Source organism: Pseudomonas sp. TH43, from assembly GCF_016650635.1.
In the GTDB taxonomy this organism is placed as follows: Bacteria; Pseudomonadota; Gammaproteobacteria; order Pseudomonadales; family Pseudomonadaceae; genus Aquipseudomonas.
In genome coordinates, this window is record NZ_JAEKFI010000003.1 from 876,269 (window position 1) to 900,004 (window position 23,736).

Consider the following 23,736-nt stretch of genomic DNA (forward strand, 5'->3'; position numbering starts at 1 on the left):
CGGGGGCTTTTACATTCCAGCAGCCACCAAAATCCCCTGTGGGAGATTCTATGTTGGCCAGCAACCCTAAAATCTCAGGCTAATCGGTATTCGCCCTGATTTTTCATCAGGGCGAATGCCACTCGACAGAGCTTGCGAGCAAGGGCCACTAACGCCTGTGTTTTCGAGAAGCCTCTGGCCAGGTAAGACTCGTAAAATGGTTTCCACTTCGTTGAGCGACTCGCCGCCATCGCGGCGTTGTACGTCAACCGACGGATCTCCGGGTCTCCTTTTTTGGTCAGGAATCTCGGGCCATTCTTTTTACCCGAATCGTCCACTGTCAGATCCATACCCAAAAACGCGATAAAGGCATCGCTATTGGCAAAGTCACCGCGCATATAGGTCGTTGCCAACCCAGTCGCCGTCAGTTCTCCCACGCCTTCAATCGCTTTGCAGCGGTCAATATTGTCTTCAATACCCGCCTCTTTGCTGACCTTGCGCAGCAGTTTCTGAATGACCTGATCGGATCGTTCGAATGCTTTTTGCTGAGCGGCACGCTCTTTTTTCAGCAAGGGTTCATCGGCCCAGCTCAACATAAGCCCCGTATGGTTCTGAATTAACGTCGCGCGTCTGTGCAGCAAGCTTTTCAGTACGGTATAGGCCTTGGGTGGCGGGTTCCAAAGCCGCAATTTACATTGCTCATTCGTCAAATAACGCGCGAGCACGCGGGCATCGCAGGGATCATTTTTGGCCCGTTGACCGACCCCGCGACGATAATGGCTAACTCGATAAGCATCTACGACATAGACCTGATGCCCCATCGCATGAGCCAGATCAACAGTCTCCAAGTGGTAGATGTTGGTGGCTTCAACAGCGATAGCGCTTTGCGCAGGCAAAGTTTTGAGCCAACGTTTGAGGGCGGCTCGATCATTTTTGACCGACTCAATTGTTTCCAGGTCAGCACGATAGACAACGACTTCGGCCTTGGCGATATCGATACCAACAACCGTCTGCGAAGTAAGGATTGTCATGACGAATCCTCGGAGCTAGGGTTTAAGAGCTTGTTGGGGTCTACCGTTGCGCTGGCTTGTCTCTATCGTCGGTTTACCGATGAATTCCTTATCGGCGCTTTGGGTAGAAAGGGCGGGACGAGAAGTCTCCCACGGTCTGTACTGGTCAGAGTCAGAATCGAGTCTGTAGTCCCGCCCACCCCTTCAAGTCTAAACATACAAGCGAGCCTGCTCGCGAATGCAGTGGGTCAATTTGCAGATTCGTCGACTGACACTACGCCTTCGCGAGCAGGCTCGCTCCCACAGGGGAATTGCGCTGGACTCAAATAATCGTCAATCCTCGCAGGCGTACATTGCCCGCATATCGTCATGACTGATCGCTTGGGCCAGATCAAAGATAAGCAATCGTTCACTGGCCCTCTTTTCGATCCGGAGGTCCTTCGGTTCATCCTGTACTTCTTGTTCCGCTGATGCCGTCATACGTACCTGAATGATTTGCACACGGTCGACACTGAGTCTGAATGTGCCAGCCTCATCGCTGGCAAGCCAGCTCCCACAGGGGATTTGTGGTGGATTTGCGGTTTATCTGCGGGCACAAAAAAGCCCCCGCCAGCCGCAGGGCTGACGGGGGCTCTCTGATGACGCTGGCTTACATCTCGACCTGCGTCCCCAACTCAATCACCCGGTTCAACGGCAAATTAAAGAATCGCAAATTGCCATTGGCATTCTTCAACATGAACGCAAACAACGCTTCACGCCAACGCGCCATCCCCTCCAGTTTCGAGGCGATCACCGTTTCGCGGCTGAGGAAGTACGTGGTGCGCATCGGGCTGAAATCCAGATCGTCCAGATGACACAGCTTCAGCGCCTGTGGCACGTCCGGTTCGTCGGTGAAGCCGAAGTGCAGGATCACTCGGAAGAAGCCGTCGCCGTAGGAATCCACTTCGAAACGCCGAGATGGCGGCACACGCGGGATGTCTTCGTAAACCACGGTCAGCAGCACGACTTGTTCGTGCAGTACCTGGTTATGCAACAGGTTGTGCAACAGCGCATGCGGTACGGCGTCGGAGCGAGCAGTGAGGAACACGGCGGTGCCCTGCACACGATGCGGCGGCTGCACGCGAATGCTGCTGATGAAGATCGGCAGCGGCAGCGCGCCTTCGTCCAGACGCTCGACCAGCAGTTGCTTGCCGCGCTTCCAGGTGGTCATCAACACAAACAGTGCAATACCGGCGATCACCGGGAAGGCGCCGCCCTGCACGATTTTCGGCACGTTGGCGGCGAAGTACAGACCGTCCACCAGCAGGAAACCAATCAACACCGGCACCGCGAGGATTGGAGGCCATTTCCACAGCAACAGCATGACGGCCGACACCAGAATAGTGGTCATCAGCATCGTGCCAGTCACGGCCACGCCATAGGCGGAGGCCAGCGCGCCGGAGGATTCGAAGCCCAGCACCAGCAAGACCACGCCGACCATCAGCGACCAGTTCACCGCGCCAATGTAGATCTGACCCTGTTCAGCGCTGGAGGTGTGCTGGATGTACATGCGCGGGATGTAACCGAGCTGGATCGCCTGACGGGTCAGGGAGAACGCACCGGAAATCACCGCTTGCGAAGCGATCACGGTGGCCAGCGTCGACAGGCCCACCAGCGGAATCAACGCCCAGCTTGGCGCCAACAGATAGAACGGGTTACGTGCTGCTTCCGGGTTTTCCAGGAGCAAGGCGCCCTGACCGAAGTAGTTGAGTACCAACGCCGGCAGCACCAGGATGAACCACGCGCGGGCAATCGGCTTGCGGCCGAAGTGGCCCATGTCGGCATACAGCGCTTCGGCACCGGTCAGCGCCAGCACCACAGCGCCTAGAATCGCCACGCCCATGCCTGGATGGACCACGAAGAAATTCACCGCCCACATCGGGTTCATCGCATGCAGCACTTCAGGCGCGTGGCTGATGCCATACACACCGAGAGCGCCGAGAACCAGAAACCAGGTCACCATGATGGGGCCGAAGAGGATGCCGATCCGCGCTGTACCGTGCTTCTGGATCAGAAACAACCCGACCAGCACCACCAGCGACAACGGCACCACCCAATGGTCGATGCCATCAAATGCCAAGCCCAGGCCTTCAATTGCCGAGAGAACGGAAATTGCCGGGGTGATCATGCTGTCGCCGTAAAACAGCGCAGCGCCGATCAGTCCGCAAACCACCAGCAACGATCGCAGCTTTTTGCGATGCCCCGCCGCCCGCCGTGCCAGCGCGGTGAGCGCCATGATCCCGCCCTCGCCCTGGTTGTCGGCGCGCAGCACGAACATCATGTATTTGATCGACACGACCCAGATCAGTGACCAGAAGATCAACGAAAGAATGCCCAGCACGCCATCGTGATTGACGGCCACACCGTAACCGCCGGAAAAGACTTCTTTGAGGGTGTACAACGGGCTCGTGCCGATGTCGCCGTAAACCACCCCGACCGCGGCGACCAGCATGCCGATCGGCTTTGCCGTCGAATGCTCGGCGCCCGCCGCCTGACTACTTGCCTGACCCATCCAACACTCCTGATTCCCAGACCGGCTTCTTCGAACGAAGCACTATGCTTTGTCGTGCAGCATGCGCTGTTTTACCCGTTGTTACAGACGTTTTGTTGACTGTAAAAATTCAGTAAAGCGCAAAGGCGCGAAGCATAGCGCAGCACTCGTCGTATTTCCCGGCATAAAGCTGGTCAAGTGCGCTCCTCGCCGCTAGAATTGCGCACTTTTTGATCAGAGGCGCGCCCTAAGCGCCCGTCCGTCGGCTTTCGCACCAAGAAAGCGGCGTCACAAAATACCGAGGTTAGACATGTCCACCACTCCTGCGCCGGCCAATCCAAAGGTTGGCTTTGTATCTCTGGGTTGCCCGAAAGCACTGGTCGACTCCGAGCGCATCCTGACCCAGCTGCGCATGGAAGGCTATGACGTGGTGTCGACCTATCAGGACGCCGACGTTGTAGTCGTCAACACCTGCGGTTTCATCGATTCGGCCAAGGCTGAGTCGCTGGAAGTGATCGGCGAAGCGATCAAGGAAAACGGCAAGGTGATCGTCACAGGCTGCATGGGCGTGGAAGAAGGCAACATCCGCAACGTGCACCCAAGCGTGCTGGCCGTGACCGGTCCGCAGCAGTACGAGCAAGTGGTCAACGCCGTGCACGAAGTCGTGCCGCCGCGTAAGGATCACAACCCGCTGATCGATCTGGTGCCGCCGCAAGGCATCAAGCTGACCCCGCGTCACTACGCTTACCTGAAGATTTCCGAAGGCTGCAACCACAGCTGCTCCTTCTGCATCATTCCATCGATGCGCGGCAAACTGGTCAGCCGTCCGGTGGGTGATGTGCTGGACGAAGCTCAGCGTCTGGTCAAATCCGGCGTTAAAGAGCTGCTGGTGATCTCGCAAGACACCAGCGCCTACGGCGTTGACGTGAAATACCGCACCGGTTTCTGGAACGGCGCGCCGGTGAAAACCCGCATGACCGAACTCTGCGAAGCGCTGAGCACCCTCGGCGTCTGGGTGCGTCTGCACTACGTTTACCCGTACCCGCACGTTGACGAGCTGATCCCGCTGATGGCCGCCGGCAAGATCCTGCCGTACCTGGACATCCCGTTCCAGCACGCCAGCCCGAAAGTGCTGAAGTCGATGAAACGCCCGGCGTTCGAAGACAAAACCCTGGCGCGGATCAAGAACTGGCGCGAAATCTGCCCGGATCTGATCATCCGTTCGACCTTCATTGTCGGCTTCCCAGGCGAAACAGAAGAAGACTTCCAGTACCTGCTGAACTGGCTGACCGAAGCCCAACTCGACCGCGTAGGCTGCTTCCAGTACTCGCCGGTTGAAGGCGCTCCGGCCAATGATCTGGATCTGGAAATCGTACCGGACGACGTCAAGCAAGACCGTTGGGATCGCTTTATGGCGCACCAGCAAGCAATCAGCTCGGCGCGCCTGCAAATGCGCATTGGCCGTGAAATCGAAGTGCTGGTGGACGAAGTCGACGAGCAAGGCGCGGTCGGCCGCTGCTTCTTCGACGCCCCGGAGATCGACGGCAACGTGTTTATCGACAACGGCAGCAACCTGAAGCCGGGCGATAAAGTCTGGTGCAAAGTGACTGATGCTGATGAATACGACCTGTGGGCAGAGCAGATCTGACCCCGCAGGCCCTTGAAGGAGCAGAGCTTGCTCGCGAAAACGCTGTGTCAGCCGACTTCATTAGCAGCTGATACACCATCTTCGCGAGCAAGCTCAGCGCCTACAGTTCGGTGTTGAAAAAGTTGAAAAGCCCCGCTCTTTTTACGAGATGCGGGGCTTTTTTACGGCTATCGTTTAGCGGGGGACGGACTCCCTTGAAACGGACAAGAGGCAGACGGGCATGCGTCACCATTCGGTCATCCATACGCCGAAACTCAGCGACTATCAGGAACTGACCCGGGTCTGGGAGGCCTCGGTTCGCGCCACTCATGATTTTCTGCCGGACAGCTACATCGAGCTGCTGCGCAATCTGGTGCTCACGCGTTACCTCGATGCGGTGATGCTGATCTGTACCAAAGATGCCAACCAGCGCATCACCGGGTTTGCCGGCGTTGCGGCGGGCAAGATCGAAATGCTCTTTATCGATCCTGACTACCGTGGCCAAGGTCTGGGCAAAAAACTCCTGAACTACGCGCTGCAGCATCTGAATGCCGATGAACTGGACGTCAATGAACAGAACCCACAGGCGCTGGGCTTCTACTTCAAGCAGGGCTTCGAAGTGATCGGCCGCTCGGAGGTGGATGGCATGGGCCAGCCGTATCCGTTGCTGCATATGCGCTTGCGCCAAAATCAACAGCGCTCAAACCATGCCTGACACACCACAATCCCATTGTGGGAGCTAGCCTGCTGGCGATGCAGGCGCTGCGGTCATCCAGATTCACCGCGGTGATGCAATCGCCAGCAGGCTAGCTCCCACAGGGAATACGAGGACCGTGTAAATGGAACCGGGCTTAACCGGCGCCACACAGGTACAATGCCCACCCCTTTTTTGTTACGGCCCTGTCATGACTGACCCGATTCGCCTCTCCAAACGCCTCATCGAACTGGTCGGTTGCTCCCGCCGGGAGGCCGAGCTGTTCATTGAGGGCGGCTGGGTCACCGTGGACGGCGAAGTCATCGACGAGCCGCAATTCAAGGTCGGCGACCAGAAGGTCGAGCTCGACAAGGACGCCAAGGCCACCGCGCCAGAGCCGGTGACCATCCTGCTCAACGTGCCGGCGGGCATGGATGCGGACAGCGCGATGCAAACCCTGAGCGCCGAAACCCTCAGCGAAGAGCACCGTTTCAGCAAACGACCGTTGCGTGGCCATTTCCTGCGCCTGACCGCCAGCACCGATTTGCAGGCCAAGGCCAGCGGCCTGCTGGTGTTCACCCAGGACTGGAAGATTCTGCGCAAGCTCACCGCCGACTCGGCCAAGATCGAGCAGGAATACATCGTTGAAGTCGAAGGTGACATGGTCGCCCACGGCCTCAACCGCTTGCAGCACGGCCTCACCCACAAGGGCAAGGAACTGCCGCCGGTCAAGGCCAGTTGGCAGAACGAAAACCGCCTGCGCTTCGCCATGAAAAATCCGCAGCCGGGGATCATCGCCCAGTTCTGCGAAGCGGTGGGCCTGAAGGTCATCGGCATCCGCCGCATTCGCATCGGCGGCGTCTCGATCGGCAAGGTCCCGGTCGGCCAATGGCGCTACCTGTCCGGCAAAGAGAAGTTCTAAGACTTCCACTGCCGCCACACATTCCGGCAGCGCGCCCGCGCGCTGCCCACAACGCTTATCAGGATTACTCACATGATTCATAACGACGTATTGCGCAGCGTGCGCTACATGCTCGACATCAGTGACAAGAAGGTTGTCGAAATCATCAAACTCGGCGGCATGGACGTAGAACTCGCTGACGTGCTGACCTGGCTCGACAAGAAAGAAGAAGACGAAGAAGGTTTCGTACGCTGCCCGGACGAAGTCATTGCCCACTTCCTCGATGGTCTGGTGATCTTCAAGCGCGGCAAGGACGAAAGCCGTCCACCGCAGCCTATTGAAGTGCCGGTGACCAACAACATCATTCTGAAAAAGCTGCGCGTGGCCTTCGAACTGAAAGAAGACGACATGCACGCGATCCTCAAGGCAGCCGAGTTCCCGGTGTCCAAGCCTGAGCTGAGCGCACTGTTCCGCAAGGTCGGCCACACCAACTATCGTCCGTGTGGCGACCAGTTGCTGCGCAACTTCCTCAAGGGGCTCACGCTGCGCGTGAGAGTGTAAAAGCAGCTACAAGCTGCAAGCTGCAAATGGCCACCGCGCTTCGACTGGCCGCTTGTAGCTTGCAGCTGGCCGTATGGCCGCCCATTCCTTCCGAAAATAATGGCTCCGCTTTTTGCGGCTGACGACTAGGGTGTATTGATCCCTAGCCCTCAGGATTCGCCATGCACCCGTACTTTTCCCTGCAAGGCCGCACCGCTCTGGTGACCGGCGGCACACGCGGTATCGGCAAAATGATTGCCAAGGCCTTTGTCGAGGCCGGCGCCCGCGTTTTTGTCTGTGCCCGCGACGCCGAGGCCTGTCATCAAACGGCTGAAGAACTCAGTGCTTTGGGCATCTGCCACGGCGTGGCGGCGAATCTGGCGACTGAAGAAGGCGTCCAGGAGTTGGCTGCGCGTCTGGGCGAGCAAATCAGTCATCTGGATATTCTGGTGAACAATGCCGGCACCACTTGGGGCGCGCCACTGGAGAGCTATCCGGTCAAGGGCTGGGAAAAGGTCATGCAGCTCAACGTGACCTCGGTGTTCAGTTGCATCCAGCAGTTTCTGCCGCTGTTGCGCAAAGCGGGTTCGGCAGCGAATCCGGCGCGAATTATCAATATTGGTTCGGTGGCGGGGATTTCTTCGTTTGGTGAGCAGGCGTATGCCTATGGGCCGAGTAAGGCCGCCCTGCATCAATTGTCGCGGATTCTCGCGCGAGAACTGGTGAGCCAGCACATCAACGTCAACGTGATCGCGCCGGGAAGGTTTCCGAGCAAGATGACTCAGCATATTGGTAATGATCAGCAGGCATTGGCTGAGGACACGGCTTTGATTCCGATGAAGCGCTGGGGGCGTGAGGAAGAGATGGCGGCGCTGGCGATCAGTCTGGCGAGTACCGCTGGGGCTTACATGACCGGGAATATCATTCCGCTGGATGGCGGGTTCAGCCTGTAGATCGGCGGCGCGGCCTTCGCGAGCAGGCTCGCTCCCACAGGGATCTTGTGCACGCCATAGACCCAATGTGGGAGCGAGCCTGCTCGCGAAAAGGCCAGCCCTGCCAACACCAGACCTGAGGCCTGCCGGGTTATCATGCCCACCCTGCCCCGCTTCGATTGCAAATCATGACTTACAGCGTTTCCCCCATCGGCTTCGTGCGCTCCTGTTTCAAGGAGAAATTCGCCATCCCCCGCCAACCACAACTGGCCCCCGCCGCCCGTGGCGTGCTGGAACTGGTGGCGCCGTTCGATCAGGGCGACGCCGTGCAGGGGCTGGAGCAGGTCAGTCACGTCTGGCTGTTGTTCCTGTTCCATCAAGCCCTTGAAGAAAAGCCGCGCCTCAAAGTTCGCCCGCCACGCCTTGGCGGCAACAAGTCCATGGGCGTGTTCGCTACCCGCGCCACCCATCGCCCGAACGGCATCGGCCAATCAGTGGTGAAACTGGACAAGGTCGAAGCCAATCGCCTGTTCATCTCCGGCATCGACTTGCTCGACGGCACGCCGATACTCGACATCAAACCGTACGTGCCCTATGCAGACATCATCCACAGCGCCACCAACAGCATCGCCAGCGCTGCGCCGCAGCTGATTGACGTGCAGTGGACGGACCCGGCACTGAAACAAGCGCACACACACGCTCAGCGCCTCGACGAGCCATTGGTGGCGTTGATTGAACAGTGTTTGGCTCAGGATCCACGCCCGGCGTATCAAACCCCGGTGCCTGAACGCGAATACGGCGCGCAATTCTGGGATCTGGACGTGCGCTGGCATTACCCGACGCCTGAGCAGATCCGAGTGCTCGAAGTCATCCCCGCTACAGCCTGAAATCTCGCTCGATATAGGAGCTGCCGAAGGCTGCGATCTCTTGATCTTGCTTTTTAAGATCAAGAGATCGCAGCCTTCGGCAGCTCCTACAGGGAAATGTTTCGGGCATAAAAAAGCCCCCATTGCCTGCATAGGCAATGGGGGCTTTTTGGGTGGGGCTTACTTCTCGACGAATGCACGCTCGATCAGGTAGTCACCCGGCTCGCGCATACGGGCCGAGATCTTCAGGCCGAAGCTGTCGAGCACTTCGCTGGTCTCGTCGAGCATGCTCGGGCTGCCGCAAATCATCGCGCGGTCGTCCTGCGGGTTGATCGGCGGCAGACCGATGTCGCTGAACAGCTTGCCGCTGCGCATCAGGTCGGTCAGACGGCCCTGATTCTCGAAAGGCTCGCGGGTCACGGTCGGGTAGTAGATCAGCTTGTCACGCAGCGCTTCGCCGAAGAACTCGTTCTGCGGCAGATGCTCGGTGATGAATTCGCGGTAAGCGACTTCGTTGACGTAACGTACGCCGTGAACCAGGATCACTTTTTCAAAGCGCTCGTAGGTTTCCGGGTCCTGGATCACGCTCATGAACGGCGCCAGACCGGTGCCGGTGCTCAGCAGATACAAATGCTTGCCCGGGTTCAAGTCGTCAAGAACCAGCGTGCCGGTAGGCTTCTTCGAGATGATGATCTCGTCGCCTTCCTTCAAGTGCTGCAGCTGCGAGGTCAGTGGACCGTCCTGCACCTTGATGCTGAAAAACTCCAGATGCTCTTCCCAGTTCGGGCTGGCGATCGAGTAAGCGCGCATAAGCGGGCGGCCATTAGGCTGTTGCAGGCCGATCATCACGAACTGACCGTTCTCGAAGCGCAGGCCCGGATCGCGGGTGCACTTGAAGCTGAACAGAGTGTCGTTCCAGTGATGAACACTGAGGACACGCTCGTGGTTCATGTTGCTCATGTACGTTTGACTCCTGGATATTGGGTCTGCGCGGGTTTTGCAGCTGAACGTGCGCAATTGCATCGCATTCTAATAGCGACGACAATATCTGTTAACTGGATTATTAAGATAAGGGTTATCGGTTATATCGATATGCGATTTACTCTCCGTCAACTGCAAGTCTTCGTCGCCGTCGCCCAGCAGGAAAGCGTATCCCGTGCTGCGGGTCTGCTCAACCTCTCGCAGTCGGCCGCGAGCACCTCGATCACCGAACTGGAGCGCCAGTCCAGCTGCCAGCTGTTCGACCGCGCCGGCAAACGGCTGAGCCTCAACGCCCTCGGCAAACAGCTGTTGCCACAAGCGGTGGCCCTGCTCGACCAGGCCAAGGAAATCGAAGACCTGCTCAACGGCAAATCCGGTTTTGGCTCGCTGTCGGTCGGCGCGACGCTGACCATCGGCAATTACCTGGCGACCTTGCTGATCGGCAGCTTCATGCAGCGCCACCCGGAAAGCCAAGTGAAACTGCACGTGCAGAACACGGCCAATATCGTGCAACAAGTTGCTCACTACGAAATTGATCTGGGTCTAATCGAAGGCGATTGCAGCCACCCGGACATCGAAGTGCAGAGCTGGGTCGAGGATGAGTTGGTGGTGTTCTGCGCGCCGCAGCATCCATTGGCACAACGTGGCAGCGCGACCATGGAAGAATTGACCCACGAAGCGTGGATTCTGCGAGAACAAGGCTCTGGCACACGGCTGACCTTCGATCAGGCCATGCGTCATCACCGCAGTGCGCTGAATATTCGCCTCGAGCTGGAACACACCGAAGCGATCAAACGCGCGGTGGAATCGGGACTTGGAATTGGCTGCATCTCGCGCCTGGCGCTGCGCGACGCCTTTCGGCGCGGCAGTCTGGTGCCGGTGGAGACACCGGATCTGGATCTGGCGCGGCAGTTCTACTTCATCTGGCACAAGCAGAAGTACCAGACCTCGGCCATGCGCGAGTTTCTCGAGCTGTGCCGCGCTTTCACCGCCGGGGTGCAGCGCAGCGACGAGATCGTCTTGCCGACTATCGCTTAAAGCAGAATCACTGCCCACACCAGCGCGATCATGCTCAGCGCCACGAATTGAGCAGCGCTGCCCATGTCCTTGGCGTTCTTCGACAGCGGGTGCAGCTCCAGCGAAATGCGGTCGATGGCCGCTTCGACTGCCGAGTTCAGCAACTCGACGATCAGCGCCAGCAAGCACACGGCAATCAACAGTGCCTGTTCAACGCGGCTGACATTGAGGAAGAACGTCAGCGGAACCAGCACCACATTGAGCAGTACCAGTTGACGGAACGCTGCTTCGCCGGTGAAGGCTGCACGCAGGCCGTCCAGCGAATAACCGGAAGCATTGAGGATGCGTTTCAGGCCGGTCTGGCCCTTGAAAGGTGACATAAAGTAGAAACCAACCAAAAAGGAGTGGGAAAGCTAGTTCAACAAAAGTCAAAAAAGCGTGAAGACGCCAGCCTTTATTGGCTCGGAATTGACTCAAGTTGTTGCAGCAGTAAAGCTGCTTGCGTGCGAGTGCGCACATTCAGCTTGCGAAAGATCGCCGTGACGTGGGCCTTGATGGTCGCTTCGGACACGCTCAGCTCATAGGCAATCTGCTTGTTCAGCAGGCCTTCGCAGACCATGGTCAATACCCGGAACTGCTGTGGCGTCAGGCTGGCGAGGCCATCGCTGGCGGCTTTCGCTTCGTCAGAAACGCTGACGGCTTCGAAGGCTTGCGGTGGCCAGAACACATCGCCGTCGAGCACTTTGCGCACCGCTTCTTGAATCACGCTGAGGTCGCTGGACTTCGGAATAAAGCCACTGGCCCCGAACTCACGAGACTTGACCATCACCGAAGCTTCTTCCTGGGCCGACACCATTACCACTGGAATCTGCGGGTATTGCCCGCGCAACATCACCAGTCCGGAAAACCCGAACGCGCCGGGCATGTTCAGATCCAGCAGAACCAGATCCCAATCAGCCTTTTCAGTCAGACGCGTTTCCAGTTCGGCGATGCTCGCCACTTCCACCAGGCGTACATCCGGGCCAAGGCCCAGCGTCACCGCTTGGTGCAGTGCGCTACGAAACAAGGGGTGATCATCGGCAATCAGGATGTCGTATGTGGCCATTTTTCAAATGATCCTGTTTTTGATGGCAGACCCGGTGCATTCCGGTCTGGCCAAAGCAACTCAAGATGCCGCTTTGTAGCGGTATCCACAGGGGCACGTTCAACGCCAATAACCAGCAAACACGGCGTTTCAAACCTTGGCCGCACCCTAATCGGCGCCAAGCATGCCCAGCGAAGACTGGGTGGTCAAGCAGCACGGCCGCCGGTGTGTAGAGTATGGGCCACTATCAGGCCAACTCAGGCTGCGGCTTTCGTATATAGCGCTGCAACTCGGCATGGGCCGGGGTTGACTCATTCATATCCAATTGTTGCTTGGCGCCGAGGTAATGCTGGCTGAACACGTCGAAGTAGGCGTCCAGCGCCGAAGCGGCATCGCTGTCGCCGGCCAGTTCCAGGCACAACGCCGCGACTTCGGCGGTGCACAAATGCTCACTGCGGGTTGAACGGCGCAAGCGGTAGCGCGAGAGCTTGTCGGGCAGCAGGCTCAGGATCGGCAAACTGTCGAAGTACGGGCTCTTGCGGAAGATCTTGCGAGCTTCGGTCCAGGTCGCGTCCAGCAGAATGAACAGCGGACGTTTGCTGCTATCGGCGGCGACTGCGTTGGTCACCCGCGAAGGTTCGACGTATTCGCCGGGAAACACCAGATAGGGTTGCCATTGCGGATCGCTGAGCAGCGCCAGCATCTGCGCGTCGGGCTCAGTGCGCGACCAGATGAATGCGTGGTTATCGCGCACCACGTCGGCAATCAGCCAACCGGTATTGCTCGGTTTGAACACTTCCTTGCCGGTCATGATCAGGCACACGCCGGAACGGGTTTCGACGGTAGGTCGCCAGGCGCACAGGCAATGGCTGATGATGACGCGACAGTCGCGGCAACGCTCGGAGCGAAAGCCACGGGCCTGAATCGGCTTGATGCCTTCATCTTCGCGCTGATCGCGCAGACGGGCGACAGCGTTGGGGGCATGGTTCATCGCAGGCAACGCCGGCAGACAGGAAAACTCGACACGAACAACACTCGGCAAGGCAATAAAGGCCAGCAGTTTACCAGAGCGACGGGCACAAGCCTGTACCGTCCAGACCGGCTCCCCTATAATTCGCCGCCACTGAACGCACAGCCCCGAGGCTGGTCGAACCACCAGTCACCGAATCAGGAGAGTTTCATGCTGCGCCTTATCGTTCCCACCGCTGCCATTCTGCTGGCGTCGTCCTTCACCGCTCAGGCTGCCTCGCTGAGTGAGCAGAATCTGAATCGCGAGCTGCGCAATGTCGCCGCCCAAAGCAGCGTCGGCACGCCACGCGCAATCAATGAAGACATTCTTGATCAGGGCTACACCGTTGAAGGTACTCAGCTGATCAATCATCTTAGCGTGCAAAAGAGCCACGCCGACAAAATGCGTGCTGACCCTAAAGCCGTGTATTTCCAGTTGGGAGCCTCGGTGTGCAACAACCCTTCGTTCCGCAAACTGATGGCCAAAGGCGCGATCATGCGTTACGACTTCACTGAAGTGAAAACCAACAAAGCGATCGGCTCCGCCAGCTACCAGGAATCGGATTGCCCGAAAGCCGCACCGGCGAAGAAGAAGTAACTAACGTGAATTCGCGCGCCGCTGTTCATCCTCGGCGCGCAGTTCGGCCAGCAAGGCCTGTAAATAGTGCGAGCGACGTTCGCCACCTGCCAGCCGTCGGCAGCACTCCTCTTCGAGACTGACATGATTGGTCTCGGCTGAAGCCTTCAACATTCGATACAACTGCGTATCGATCTCCAGAATCACTCTGGCCATCTGTGCCGCCTCCTTGCTACCCACAAATCCTTGAATAGCGTGCACCTTGCGTACGGTTGCTGACGCACAGTTGTCGTACGGCGCCTGTAAGTTAGTTAATCAGAGGGATTGCTAGCCGGAGCACGTTCGGACGAGCGGTGTCGGGATTGATAAAACATTAATGAGCGGTTTACAGCCTTAACGTTGCGGCGCAATGATCCAGTCAGCGCAATTGCGCGCAAGGGTCTAAATTCAGAGTATTCCCGATCATGGGTTAACAGCAGGAAAGGAACTGCTGGTCGTGTGTGTTTTTTGCAGCGCGGCACTGACGCCGCGCGTCAGGGCCATCCGCTCTGTGCAGAAGGAGACGTTGAATGCCTTACCAACCGAATGACTTGCTCAGCCGTCATTTTCAGGAAAGCGGTCCTGACCTCATCAACCAGGTCGAAGAACAACTCAACCGTGTTTCCCCCAACAGCCTGAACATTCCCATCTACCGCGACATGATCCTCACCGTGCTGCGCATGGCACAGGAAGACCACAACCGCTGGAACGCCAAGATCACCCTGCAAGCCCTGCGCGAACTGGAACAAGCCTTTCGAGTACTGGAGAAATTCAAGGGACGACGCAAAGTCACGGTGTTCGGCTCGGCGCGCACGCCGGTCGAGCATCCGTTGTATGCCATGGCACGAGAACTCGGCGCCGCATTGGCGCGCTCGGACATGATGGTCATCACCGGAGCCGGAGGCGGCATCATGGCCGCCGCGCATGAAGGCGCTGGCCGCGATCACAGCCTTGGGTTCAACATCACCCTGCCCTTCGAACAACATGCCAACCCGACTGTCGACGGCACCGGCAATCTGCTGCCGTTCCACTTTTTCTTCACGCGCAAGCTGTTCTTTGTCAAAGAGGCCGACGCGCTGGTGTTGTGCCCCGGCGGTTTCGGCACGCTGGATGAGGCGCTGGAGGTGCTGACCCTGATCCAGACCGGCAAAAGTCCGCTAGTGCCGGTAGTTTTGCTGGATGTACCGGGCGGCACGTTCTGGCAAGGCGCGATGGATTTCATCCGCCAGCAGTTGGAAGACAACCATTACATCCTGCCGACCGACATGAAGCTGATGCGTCTGGTTTATACCGTCGAGGACGCGGTAGAGCAGATCAACCAGTTTTACAGCAACTTCCACTCCAGCCGCTGGCTCAAGCGGCAATTCGTGATGCGCATGCATCACAAGCTCAGCGATCAGGCGCTTGAGCACATGCAGGAATCTTTTGCCGATCTGTGCTTGAGCGACCAGTTTCATCAACATGCCTACAGTGGCGAGGAACACGACGAAGCGCAGTTCAGCCATCTGGCGCGGTTGGCCTTCGCTTTTAATGCTCGCACTCACGGGCGTCTGCGGGAGTTGATCGATTACATCAACCTGCCGGAAAACTGGGCTGACTCCAGACCGCAAACAGCACAACGCAGTCGCGAGCCGTCAAAGGCAATTTGAAGGCAAAAAAAAACGGCCCGCTATTTTCATAGCGGGCCGTTTTTGTTGAATCGTTTTAATCGTCCATGCCGCGACCGCTGAACAAGCGGTTGATCATCTCCATCGAAAAGCCCCGATAGGCGAGGAGCCGGCCCTGCTTGGCCCGTTCTTTGGCATCGATCGGCAAATGTCCGGAAAACTTGCGCTGCCACGTGTCCTGAAGCTGCTGCTGCCAACTGATACCGCTTTCGCGCAGGGCGAGTTCGATATCGGCACGTTGTAAACCGCGCTGACTGAGTTCCTCGCGAATCCGCAAAGGGCCATAACCGGAACGGGCACGGTAGGAAACAAAGCTTTCAAGGTAACGCGCTTCGGAAAGCAGCCCTTCTTCCGTTAAACGGTCGAGGGCTGTTTCGATCATCTCCGCCTCAGCGCCGCGTTGACGCAGTTTGCGCGTCAACTCGACTCGACCGTGCTCGCGGCGTGCGAGCAGATCCATGGCGGTTCGCCGCACCGCGACGAGGGTATCGAGTACAGCGGTTGTCATCGTGGCAATCAGATATCAGCGTCGGCCAGGTCGTCTGCAGTCTCTTTGACTGCGGAAGCCTTGGAGTCGATCACTGTAGGAGTCAGCAGCTTGTCACGCAGTTGCTTCTCGAGCTTCGCAGCGATTTCCGGGTTATCCGCCAGGAACTTGGCCGAGTTGGCCTTGCCCTGACCGATCTTGGTGCCTTCATAGGCATACCAGGCGCCGGACTTCTCGACGAAACCATGCAGTACGCCCAGGTCGATCATCTCGCCGTTGAGGTAGATGCCCTTGCCGTAAAGAATCTGGAACTCCGCCTGACGGAACGGCGAAGCCACCTTGTTCTTCACAACCTTGACGCGGGTTTCGCTGCCGACCACTTCGTCGCCTTCTTTCACCGCGCCGGTACGGCGGATGTCGAGACGAACCGAAGCGTAGAATTTCAGAGCGTTACCACCGGTGGTGGTTTCCGGACTACCGAACATCACGCCGATCTTCATACGGATCTGGTTGATGAAGATTACCAGGCAGTTGGCGTTCTTGATGTTACCGGTAATTTTACGCAGCGCCTGGGACATCAGACGGGCTTGCAGGCCCACGTGCATGTCGCCCATTTCGCCTTCGATTTCAGCTTTAGGCACCAGTGCTGCCACGGAGTCGACGATGATCACGTCAACAGCGTTGGAACGCACCAGCATGTCGGTGATTTCCAGAGCCTGTTCGCCAGTGTCCGGCTGGGACACCAACAGGTCGTCGACGTTAACGCCCAGCTTGCCGGCGTACTCAGGGTCGAGGGCGTGTTCGGCGTCGACGAATGCGCAGGTCGCGCCGGCTTTTTGAGCCTGGGCGATCACGGACAGTGTCAGTGTGGTTTTACCGGAGGATTCAGGACCGTAGATCTCAACGATACGGCCTTTTGGCAGGCCGCCGATGCCGAGAGCAATGTCCAGACCCAGAGAGCCAGTAGAGATAGCCGGGATCGCCTGACGGTCTTGATCGCCCATACGCATCACGGCACCCTTGCCGAATTGACGTTCGATCTGACCCAGGGCCGCAGCCAAGGCTTTCTTCTTGTTGTCGTCCATTAAAGTCCTCACGTAATCAATAAGGCCTGACGGCCAACACCTGTATAAGTAGCCAGTATTATTCCACAGCGTTCGCGGATCGCCTACCCCTGATTTTCGATTTCTCGTGCCGCTAGTCGCAGGAGCCCCTCTAGCGCGGCCTTCACCGTTTGTCGGCGGACTTCATCGCGGTTACCGGGGAAGTGTTGGACCTCACTGGAAACCAGGTCACCCACGCCCCAGGCCAACCAGACGGTGCCCACCGGTTTGCTCGGGGAACCACCGTCGGGCCCGGCAACGCCGCTGACCGCGACGGCAAATCGCGCCAGGCTTTTTTCCTGAGCGCCCCGCACCATTGCCTCGACCACTTCACGACTGACCGCGCCCACCGTCTCGAACAACGCCCCCGGCACATTCAGTTGCTGGGTTTTCTGCCGGTTGGAGTAGGTCACATAACCGGCTTCAAACCACGCCGAGCTGCCCGGAATTCGTGTGATGGCTTCGGCAATTCCGCCACCGGTACAGGATTCGGCAGTGGTGACATGGGCATTGAGCACTTGCAGGCGTCGGCCAAGTTCGGCAGCCAGTTGAGTGAGATCTTTCACGGCGCTCTCCGGATCGTGTGGAATGCGTACCACCGTACACGACCCGGTTGCGCTTTCAATACACAGACTCATTCAAAATGTGCAGACGCCAGCGCTCTGACATAGGCCTGACACGCCTGCAAGGCAATCAGTCCGCGGTCGCCGCTGTCGGTGATGGCGATAATTCGTTGAGCATGCGCCGGGTCAAGTCGGGCGCGTACGGTTGCATGATCCACGCCGCCGGCACTGGCGGAGGCTGGCACGTTGCAGCCTTGGGCAACGTCGTTGGCGTCGAGAAGGACTGACAGGCGCACATCAGCAGTGGCAAGGCGATCGCGCAGGCGATCCTGATCACGTTGGGCATCGCTCAGCGCTCGAAAGTGGGTTTGTTCACTGGCGGCGAGCCGTTGCTCCAGCGCCAGACGTTTATCCTGCTCGGCCTGCTGTGCGGTGGCAGCGGACATGGTCAGTTGATTGAGGGTTTCGGCGTTTAACCGAGTTTGCTCCGCCAGTTGCCGGCCGTAGCGCCAGTCCTGCAATTGCCAGGCGGCAGCAAAAGCCCCCATGGCCAGCAACAAAAGGCCGATCACGCGCCAGGAGATAGGCATAACACCGCCCTCGCCCGCGCCCAGATCTCCAGACGATCCTGCAATCCGTTCAACCCGCCGTTGATACGCCGAGTGATGGTGTTGAACTGATCGCGGTCGGCCAATTCGTTGAGGCCGTTCTGCTCCCAGAACCATGCCGCGGATTCGGTTGCCCATTGCGGTTGCTCGAGCAGTTCAGGCAACGACAGCAGACGCTCATCGCCAAACAGGCCAAGGCTGCATTGGCGATAGTTGCTGCGACCGGTGATCTGGATCAGCCCGCGACCACGATACTTTTGCCCATCGCCGTCAGCCTCAGGCGTATTGCCCAAACGCAAGGCCAAGGTGCCGGTGTCGTATTTGCTCAGGTATTGGTTGTTGCCCAACTCCCGCACGTACTGCAACTGGCCCGACTCGTGACCGATCTGCGCGAGAAACGCAGCGATGCGTTTGGGCGAGTCGATGCGACGGCGCGCCATCGCGGAGTTGAGCGCAGAAACAAAAACGCCCGCTTGGGAGCGGGCGTTGGGCATGATGGTTTTAAGGTTGTCTTCAGTTATTTGCATAATGCTTGATCCTCCCTGGATGTACTGCGATTGAACCATGGCCGGCGGCCCACGCCTGCCAGCCATTTCTTTCCGGAGTTTTCCGCTACTGCATCCTCGTGGAATAAAGTGGGCTCACAGTGCCGTTGCCAACCAGCGCGGCGCTACCGGACGATGCTCGCTGAACGGGAAAAACGATCCTTGCGGCCAGTCGCGCAACTCGCGCCGATAGGCCTGCAGTTCGGCGTATTGTTCGGTGGTCAGCGTGGTGCCACCGCCGTCTTCCAATTCATCGCGATCTCGCGCCACCAGACCGTCGGTGGCTGCCAGTTGCGCTGTGCGCCAGCCACGTTCGATGTCTTCGAGTTCTTCTGTCGAAGGCGACGGTGGATCGATCAGGATCGGATAGCCATTGTCCGCCCGAACCCCGATCATTTTCGCGCTGACCGCCAGTTGCTGGAGCAGCGAAATCCAGTAGTCCTTAGGAATTTCAATGACGTCGTCGGGAATGTCCGTCGAGTTGATGCCCGGTACGTAGGCACCCCGTGTACTGGGGCTGAACAAAATATTGTAGGTGTTCATTCAATAACCCTTTGCAATGTAGTTCACGGCCCAACCGGCACTCACCTGACCGGCCGAATTGCGGATTCTCAGCGTGCAACCCAACTGGGTGTACGCAATCAGCGCGACCATCGCCGCATCGCCTCCCGTATGGGTAGCCACCAACGAAAAAAAACCTCGGGGAAAGGCCATTGGAAACGTCACATAGATATTCCCCTCGGCATTCGAATAACCCGTACCCCACTGCTCGATATTTCCACTCAGGTGTTTCTGGAAGCCCGGATTGCTCACCATGCCGGAAAACAGCGCGGCATATTTCAGACTCGCCGTTCCATGAACCGCCCAGATTCCACTTTCTTTGACGAAGGTGGCGCTCTCGCCACCATTCATCACAATCGCATTCATCAACACGCCTTGCGGACTGATTTGTGCTCCACCTGGGGACGCAACGGTGATGGGGACGCTGCTGCGGCAGTGCAAAGCGATGGTTGCGCCACTGGGAAGCGGGCCCAGATCCGGCAAGTTCACGGTGTAAGACGCGCTACCGCCCAGACCGAACGAGCACCCCACATCGGCAGCGGTCAACTGCGTGGCGGCCGCGATGTTGCGCGATCCCGCATAACTGCCAAGCGCCCGCTGGACAAACTCGCAAGTCGCCGCCGCACGGCTGACATCGAAAGGTGCGGCGGTCTTGAATAACTGAGCGCTGCGCAGTGCACCCAGTAATTGCGTGTTGGAGGCTTCACTCGGCGTGAGACCGCCCGCCTGTACAACCCCCAGAATTTCCTGAGTGACGCCGTTGCCCCAACTCGCCGGAATCAAAGATCCCGGTTTGCCGCTCATCAGGTCTTCATCAACAAACTTGCCGTCCACCAGCCCTGCGCTGGGAACACTTTTCGGGTAATCCATTGCAACTCTCCTTGTCGCCTGTTCAGGCCTCAGTGATGGCGCCAGGTACGGCCGGCCAAATGAACTCGTGCGGGAAACCCGACTGCTTGTCGAGACGGTTCAGCTCTACGCTGTAGAGCTTCCACTCGATCAGCAGCAGTTGTTCGTTGTGGTCGGCATCACCGATGTCCTCGGCGTATTGCAACGGTGCGATTCTCAGCACTGCATCGCGGAGCAAGGCATCCCGCTGAGCGAGCACGACACGCTTGAGATCCGCCAATTGCGCGGCTTCATCGACCTGCCAGGCGTTATCGACCCAGGCATGAAAGCCACCCGGCCAGGGCAACTGAGTGAAGCCCTCCGGCAATTCTCCCAGGCGGGTCCAGGTTTGCCGGATGCCCGTGTCAGTGCGGTAGACATCGCCGCGACAATCAACCCGTTGTTGCAACGAACCGTTGTCATAGGCCCAGGCAAATCCCTCGGGCGCTGGCGCCAGTTCGATGCTCAGCGTCACTGCGTTGCTGGGCAGTTGCAGACCCAGTCCCGGCACAGGCTGAAACTCGACAGGACCGACCAAGGCCCCGCTGTCATCTATCAGATAATTGAACATGGGCACCTCAGATCAGTTTGATTCGCGCAGGAAGGGCGATGTTTCGCGGACGGGTTTCGGCAGAAAAAATACCGATGTTGCCGATGTAGGTATCCGAGTCGAATGCCGGGTTGGGATAGGTCGTCGCAACGGTCCCGGAGGTCGGGGAAAAGTTGACGTCAGTGCCCACGTTCCAGACGGTATCCGGAATCGCCGGTGCCGGACGGAAAGATGAACCGGTTCCTGTCGGGAGAAAGTGGTTATGGCTTTGCAGCGAATGGTTTTGCAGCGTACCGACGACTCGCCCGATATCGATGCCTCGGGCTTCATCGAGCACTCGCAGAAATTCACCGCGAATCTCCGGAATTCGAAAGGTCGATGCACCGTCGCCACTGGTCCACGCGCCCTCTCGGGTAAAGCGCGCCGCTTCCGTCGTCAACACCCCCGAAGCCTGAGCGAAGTCCCACAGCCAAGGCCACTCCGTACGTTTCAAGAAATTGCCGTTGAGCAGTCCATAACCACCTGGATTGAGCACCGTTGTGGTTTCAAACGAAGGTCTGCCCAACGGGGTATTGTCAAATCGTCCGACCGGCCACCAACTGCCGGCGCCGTCACTGCGTAATTGCCACCAGTCACCACCGCCCATCAGCACCAGAAACGGATAACCGTTCGCTGACAGATGCGTATGAAACCGGATCCGGTCGCTGCCCGAGGCCTGAACGACCAACCGGTTAACCGTGTTATCCATACGCCGGACAATCACATCACGCACACCCAGAGCCGCATTCGCCGCTGGCAAAGTCACGGTCATGGGCGCGGCGCTGCCATCGATCAATACCAGGCCAAGTTCCTGGTCAGTGAGCGATTTCGTCGCGGCGAGACGAGTGACGACCGAACGCATCGGACTGGCGTTGCCGACAATCGATTGAATGGCTTTGAGCAGTTGGCCGGTGTCGGCTTCGGCAGCGACCAGCCCGGCACCGTTAATAACACTCAAAATTTCCTGAGTGACACTGTTGCCCCACACCGCCGGAATCAACGATCCCGGTGTGCCAGCCAACGGGTTTTCATCGACGAAGCAGCCATCGACCAGGCCGACGCTGGGGACACTTTTTGGATAATCCATAGGTTGTTCGTTCCTTTGAAATGACAAATGACCGGTACCAACACAGCGTTTCAAGCGTGTCCGTCTACGGTCGGTTTTCTGAAAATAAAAAGCCCACGTTGAAGTGGGCTTGGGTGACGCAGAACGAAGGCTTTTTGGCTTAGCCGGAAACACCGCTGACCAGCTCACGAATCGCGACCAATGCTTCAGCACCTGCGCTGTGCGCCTGCTCCAGATTGCCTTTGGCGGCCTGCGCACGAATCTGCGCCTTGGCTTTCAGACGCAGGGTGCGCAGGGTCAGCAGGTGATCGGTCAGTTCATCAGCCTTGCCGAGAATCTGCTCGGCAGCCTGTTTGGCCGTACGACCTTTGACCACCCAGGCAGCCACAGACAGCGGCACCTCCTTTTTCGGGTAACCGGCGTCCTGATAAGCCTGAGCGTCGGCGGCGGCCTGGGCGTATTCCATGGCTTTAAGCGGATCGCCGGCCAGCTCCGCGCGGGCACTATCGGCGGCGGCGTCGATTTTTGTGCACAAGCGTTCAGTCTCCTGAGCGTCCAGCGCCGCCTGTTTATCGGCGTTCACTACCCATCTATCACCATCCCAGTCATGGGCGGCAGAAGGTTGAGGAAGGCGCATTTCGCCGTCGAACTGATGAAGCTCCTGAATAACGATCATCGAATAAGCTCCCACGACAGTTGGACGTTCACGGCGTCTGCAAAGTTGATTGCAATACCAACGCTGTAGTCGGTGATTGGATGAGTCTTGATGCCCATGCTCAGCAATAACTCATCACTCTCGGCGTTCGACTGGCCAAGGTTGTGCTCTGCCTGATAGCACTGCCACAGCGAGCGCAAATTGGCATGGTCGAAACTGGCGGCCAGCGTTGAAACCGTCACGTCGTTAACGATGTTGTTGGTGAACAACACGCAAGGGGAAATCGTTGTGGGGTTCCAGCCCCCGGGGTTGTTGGAACTGCCGGCAATCACAGGCGACAGAAAGCAATAGTTGCCCCCCACCCATCCGGTTGATGGAAACCCGACAGACGTAACCGCCGTCGAAGACGGCGTCGGGTTGCCGGCAACCAATCGTGCAGAACGTGCATGGGGATCCAGTGGCAGGAAAATTGCGCCCGTCCCGTTGACGGTTTGGGTCCAGGTTAAACGGGCACGGTTATAAATGGTTCGCACGGTGGGCACCGAGCCCGGTGCACCGGTAATTACCCAGGCTAGGCACATGTCCAGTGCTGTTGACTGGAATCCCCCACCGGCGGCGCCGTTGACTGTTCCTTTCAACGACTCGGGCATCACGTCATGGATGTTGCCGCGCTGCACATAGAACGTCAGTACACCGCCAGCGACTTGCGCGCGCAAAAAGTAATGACTGCTGGGCAACAGATCCACACTGCTCCAAGCGGACGTCATAAAAGTGCGCGAGCGACCCAACTGGCCATTCACGACTTCCTGACCCAGGCTGATAAACGTCCCCGCCGCAATTGAAACCTTGCCGCCGCTGGTGGATGCCGCAGCCGGGCTGACCGGCAGCCGACCATCGGCAGTGGCAACGGTCGGCAGCGGCAATGCCACCAGAGGCAACGCCAGATCCTGATTCCAACCCTTGGCCGTCACCGATTGAATCGCCTGCAACAACTGATCGTATTTCTTCTCGTCCGGGGTCAGCCCACCGGCATTGATCACGTTGAGAATTTCCAGCGTAACCCCGTTGCCCCAATCCGCCGGAATCAGCGATCCCGGGGTTCCGGTCATCGGGTTTTCATCAACAAATTTCCCATTCACCAATCCGGCGCTGGGCACACTGTTTGGATAATCCACGCGGGGACCTCCCGTTATCCTGGGTGATTGTTCAGAAACTGTTT

The 23,736-nt window shown here is 58.2% G+C and carries 27 protein-coding genes; 9 read left to right on the forward strand and 18 right to left on the reverse strand.

What is annotated here, in order from left to right; translation table 11 throughout:
- Positions 1-74: 74 nt before the first annotated feature.
- Positions 75-1,010: a transposase gene (locus JFT81_RS13605; RefSeq protein WP_201202023.1), complete on the reverse strand. Its 936-nt coding sequence runs from the start codon at positions 1,008-1,010 to the stop codon at positions 75-77.
- Between the two features lie 628 nt (positions 1,011-1,638).
- A complete protein-coding gene (locus JFT81_RS13610; RefSeq protein WP_201227707.1) occupies positions 1,639-3,540 on the reverse strand; it encodes a potassium transporter Kup in 1,902 nt (633 codons plus the stop codon).
- A gap of 289 nt (positions 3,541-3,829) precedes the next feature.
- On the opposite strand from JFT81_RS13610, the gene rimO reads away from it, so the two are divergent.
- The 6 genes from rimO (at position 3,830) to tsaA (ending at position 9,100) form a co-directional block, all read left to right on the forward strand.
- Complete coding sequence (gene rimO / locus JFT81_RS13615; protein ID WP_034154944.1) at positions 3,830-5,167, forward strand: 30S ribosomal protein S12 methylthiotransferase RimO; 1,338 nt, start codon at positions 3,830-3,832, stop codon at positions 5,165-5,167.
- A gap of 220 nt (positions 5,168-5,387) precedes the next feature.
- Positions 5,388-5,861 carry a GNAT family N-acetyltransferase gene (locus JFT81_RS13620; protein ID WP_201227708.1) on the forward strand — a complete coding sequence of 158 codons (474 nt, stop codon included), beginning with the start codon at positions 5,388-5,390 and terminating at the stop codon, positions 5,859-5,861.
- 190 nt (positions 5,862-6,051) lie between these two features.
- Positions 6,052-6,762, forward strand: coding sequence for an rRNA pseudouridine synthase (locus tag JFT81_RS13625; RefSeq protein ID WP_187679499.1), 711 nt, complete (start codon positions 6,052-6,054; stop codon positions 6,760-6,762).
- A 72-nt stretch (positions 6,763-6,834) separates the two neighbouring features.
- Positions 6,835-7,302 carry a DUF1456 family protein gene (locus JFT81_RS13630; protein ID WP_201227709.1) on the forward strand — a complete coding sequence of 156 codons (468 nt, stop codon included), beginning with the start codon at positions 6,835-6,837 and terminating at the stop codon, positions 7,300-7,302.
- A 161-nt stretch (positions 7,303-7,463) separates the two neighbouring features.
- Complete coding sequence (locus JFT81_RS13635; RefSeq protein WP_201227710.1) at positions 7,464-8,234, forward strand: SDR family oxidoreductase; 771 nt, start codon at positions 7,464-7,466, stop codon at positions 8,232-8,234.
- Between the two features lie 167 nt (positions 8,235-8,401).
- Positions 8,402-9,100 (forward strand): tRNA (N6-threonylcarbamoyladenosine(37)-N6)-methyltransferase TrmO, encoded by a 699-nt coding sequence (gene tsaA / locus JFT81_RS13640; RefSeq protein ID WP_201227711.1) that lies wholly within the window; start codon positions 8,402-8,404, stop codon positions 9,098-9,100.
- A 159-nt stretch (positions 9,101-9,259) separates the two neighbouring features.
- On the opposite strand, the gene fpr is transcribed toward tsaA, so the two are convergent.
- Positions 9,260-10,039, reverse strand: a complete 780-nt coding sequence (gene fpr, locus JFT81_RS13645; protein WP_007908723.1) for a ferredoxin-NADP reductase — start codon at positions 10,037-10,039, stop codon at positions 9,260-9,262.
- A gap of 132 nt (positions 10,040-10,171) precedes the next feature.
- On the opposite strand from fpr, the gene JFT81_RS13650 reads away from it, so the two are divergent.
- On the forward strand, positions 10,172-11,098 hold the full coding sequence (locus JFT81_RS13650) for a LysR family transcriptional regulator (RefSeq protein WP_034154937.1): 927 nt from the start codon (positions 10,172-10,174) through the stop codon (positions 11,096-11,098).
- Here JFT81_RS13650 and JFT81_RS13655 read toward each other — a convergent pair.
- The 3 genes from JFT81_RS13655 to JFT81_RS13665 all read right to left on the reverse strand — a co-directional run bounded on the left by JFT81_RS13655 (position 11,095) and on the right by JFT81_RS13665 (position 13,152).
- Complete coding sequence (locus JFT81_RS13655) at positions 11,095-11,457, reverse strand: diacylglycerol kinase (RefSeq protein WP_042557932.1); 363 nt, start codon at positions 11,455-11,457, stop codon at positions 11,095-11,097. The genes JFT81_RS13650 and JFT81_RS13655 overlap by 4 nt on opposite strands.
- Positions 11,458-11,531: 74 nt before the next feature.
- Positions 11,532-12,182: a response regulator transcription factor ErdR gene (gene erdR, locus JFT81_RS13660; RefSeq protein WP_095050444.1), complete on the reverse strand. Its 651-nt coding sequence runs from the start codon at positions 12,180-12,182 to the stop codon at positions 11,532-11,534.
- 226 nt (positions 12,183-12,408) lie between these two features.
- A complete protein-coding gene (locus tag JFT81_RS13665) occupies positions 12,409-13,152 on the reverse strand; it encodes a tRNA-uridine aminocarboxypropyltransferase (protein ID WP_201227712.1) in 744 nt (247 codons plus the stop codon).
- A gap of 189 nt (positions 13,153-13,341) precedes the next feature.
- Here JFT81_RS13665 and JFT81_RS13670 point away from each other — a divergent pair, with 189 nt between their 5' ends.
- Positions 13,342-13,767 carry a PA3611 family quorum-sensing-regulated virulence factor gene (locus tag JFT81_RS13670; protein ID WP_103302968.1) on the forward strand — a complete coding sequence of 142 codons (426 nt, stop codon included), beginning with the start codon at positions 13,342-13,344 and terminating at the stop codon, positions 13,765-13,767.
- Here the strand turns inward: JFT81_RS13670 and JFT81_RS13675 are convergent, their stop codons facing one another.
- On the reverse strand, positions 13,768-13,962 hold the full coding sequence (locus tag JFT81_RS13675; protein ID WP_008077170.1) for a hypothetical protein: 195 nt from the start codon (positions 13,960-13,962) through the stop codon (positions 13,768-13,770).
- 353 nt (positions 13,963-14,315) lie between these two features.
- Here JFT81_RS13675 and JFT81_RS13680 point away from each other — a divergent pair, with 353 nt between their 5' ends.
- A complete protein-coding gene (locus JFT81_RS13680) occupies positions 14,316-15,434 on the forward strand; it encodes a TIGR00730 family Rossman fold protein (protein WP_201227713.1) in 1,119 nt (372 codons plus the stop codon).
- 55 nt (positions 15,435-15,489) lie between these two features.
- Here JFT81_RS13680 and recX read toward each other — a convergent pair whose 3' ends face one another.
- The 11 genes from recX to JFT81_RS13735 all read right to left on the reverse strand — a co-directional run bounded on the left by recX (position 15,490) and on the right by JFT81_RS13735 (position 23,692).
- Positions 15,490-15,960 carry a recombination regulator RecX gene (recX, locus tag JFT81_RS13685; RefSeq protein WP_201227714.1) on the reverse strand — a complete coding sequence of 157 codons (471 nt, stop codon included), beginning with the start codon at positions 15,958-15,960 and terminating at the stop codon, positions 15,490-15,492.
- 8 nt (positions 15,961-15,968) lie between these two features.
- Positions 15,969-17,024: a recombinase RecA gene (gene recA, locus JFT81_RS13690; protein ID WP_201227715.1), complete on the reverse strand. Its 1,056-nt coding sequence runs from the start codon at positions 17,022-17,024 to the stop codon at positions 15,969-15,971.
- Positions 17,025-17,107: 83 nt separating this feature from the next.
- The gene (locus tag JFT81_RS13695) at positions 17,108-17,608 is read right to left on the reverse strand and encodes a CinA family protein (RefSeq protein ID WP_201227716.1); all 501 of its coding nucleotides are present in this window, start codon (positions 17,606-17,608) and stop codon (positions 17,108-17,110) included.
- Between the two features lie 68 nt (positions 17,609-17,676).
- Positions 17,677-18,195, reverse strand: a complete 519-nt coding sequence (locus tag JFT81_RS13700) for a lysis system i-spanin subunit Rz (protein ID WP_201227717.1) — start codon at positions 18,193-18,195, stop codon at positions 17,677-17,679.
- Entirely contained in the window at positions 18,174-18,740 is a 567-nt protein-coding gene (locus JFT81_RS13705) for a glycoside hydrolase family 19 protein (RefSeq protein WP_201227718.1), read from the reverse strand. The genes JFT81_RS13700 and JFT81_RS13705 overlap by 22 nt, the downstream gene beginning before the upstream one ends.
- Before the next feature lie 114 nt (positions 18,741-18,854).
- Positions 18,855-19,301, reverse strand: a complete 447-nt coding sequence (locus tag JFT81_RS13710; RefSeq protein WP_201227719.1) for a phage tail assembly chaperone — start codon at positions 19,299-19,301, stop codon at positions 18,855-18,857.
- Complete coding sequence (locus JFT81_RS13715; protein ID WP_201227720.1) at positions 19,302-20,189, reverse strand: phage tail protein; 888 nt, start codon at positions 20,187-20,189, stop codon at positions 19,302-19,304.
- A 22-nt stretch (positions 20,190-20,211) separates the two neighbouring features.
- Positions 20,212-20,778, reverse strand: coding sequence for a tail fiber assembly protein (locus JFT81_RS13720; RefSeq protein WP_201227721.1), 567 nt, complete (start codon positions 20,776-20,778; stop codon positions 20,212-20,214).
- A gap of 7 nt (positions 20,779-20,785) precedes the next feature.
- Positions 20,786-21,883 carry a phage tail protein gene (locus JFT81_RS13725; RefSeq protein ID WP_201227722.1) on the reverse strand — a complete coding sequence of 366 codons (1,098 nt, stop codon included), beginning with the start codon at positions 21,881-21,883 and terminating at the stop codon, positions 20,786-20,788.
- A 139-nt stretch (positions 21,884-22,022) separates the two neighbouring features.
- The gene (locus JFT81_RS13730; RefSeq protein ID WP_201227723.1) at positions 22,023-22,538 is read right to left on the reverse strand and encodes a phage tail protein; all 516 of its coding nucleotides are present in this window, start codon (positions 22,536-22,538) and stop codon (positions 22,023-22,025) included.
- Entirely contained in the window at positions 22,535-23,692 is a 1,158-nt protein-coding gene (locus JFT81_RS13735) for a phage tail protein (protein WP_201227724.1), read from the reverse strand. The genes JFT81_RS13730 and JFT81_RS13735 overlap by 4 nt, the downstream gene beginning before the upstream one ends.
- Positions 23,693-23,736: the final 44 nt, after the last annotated feature.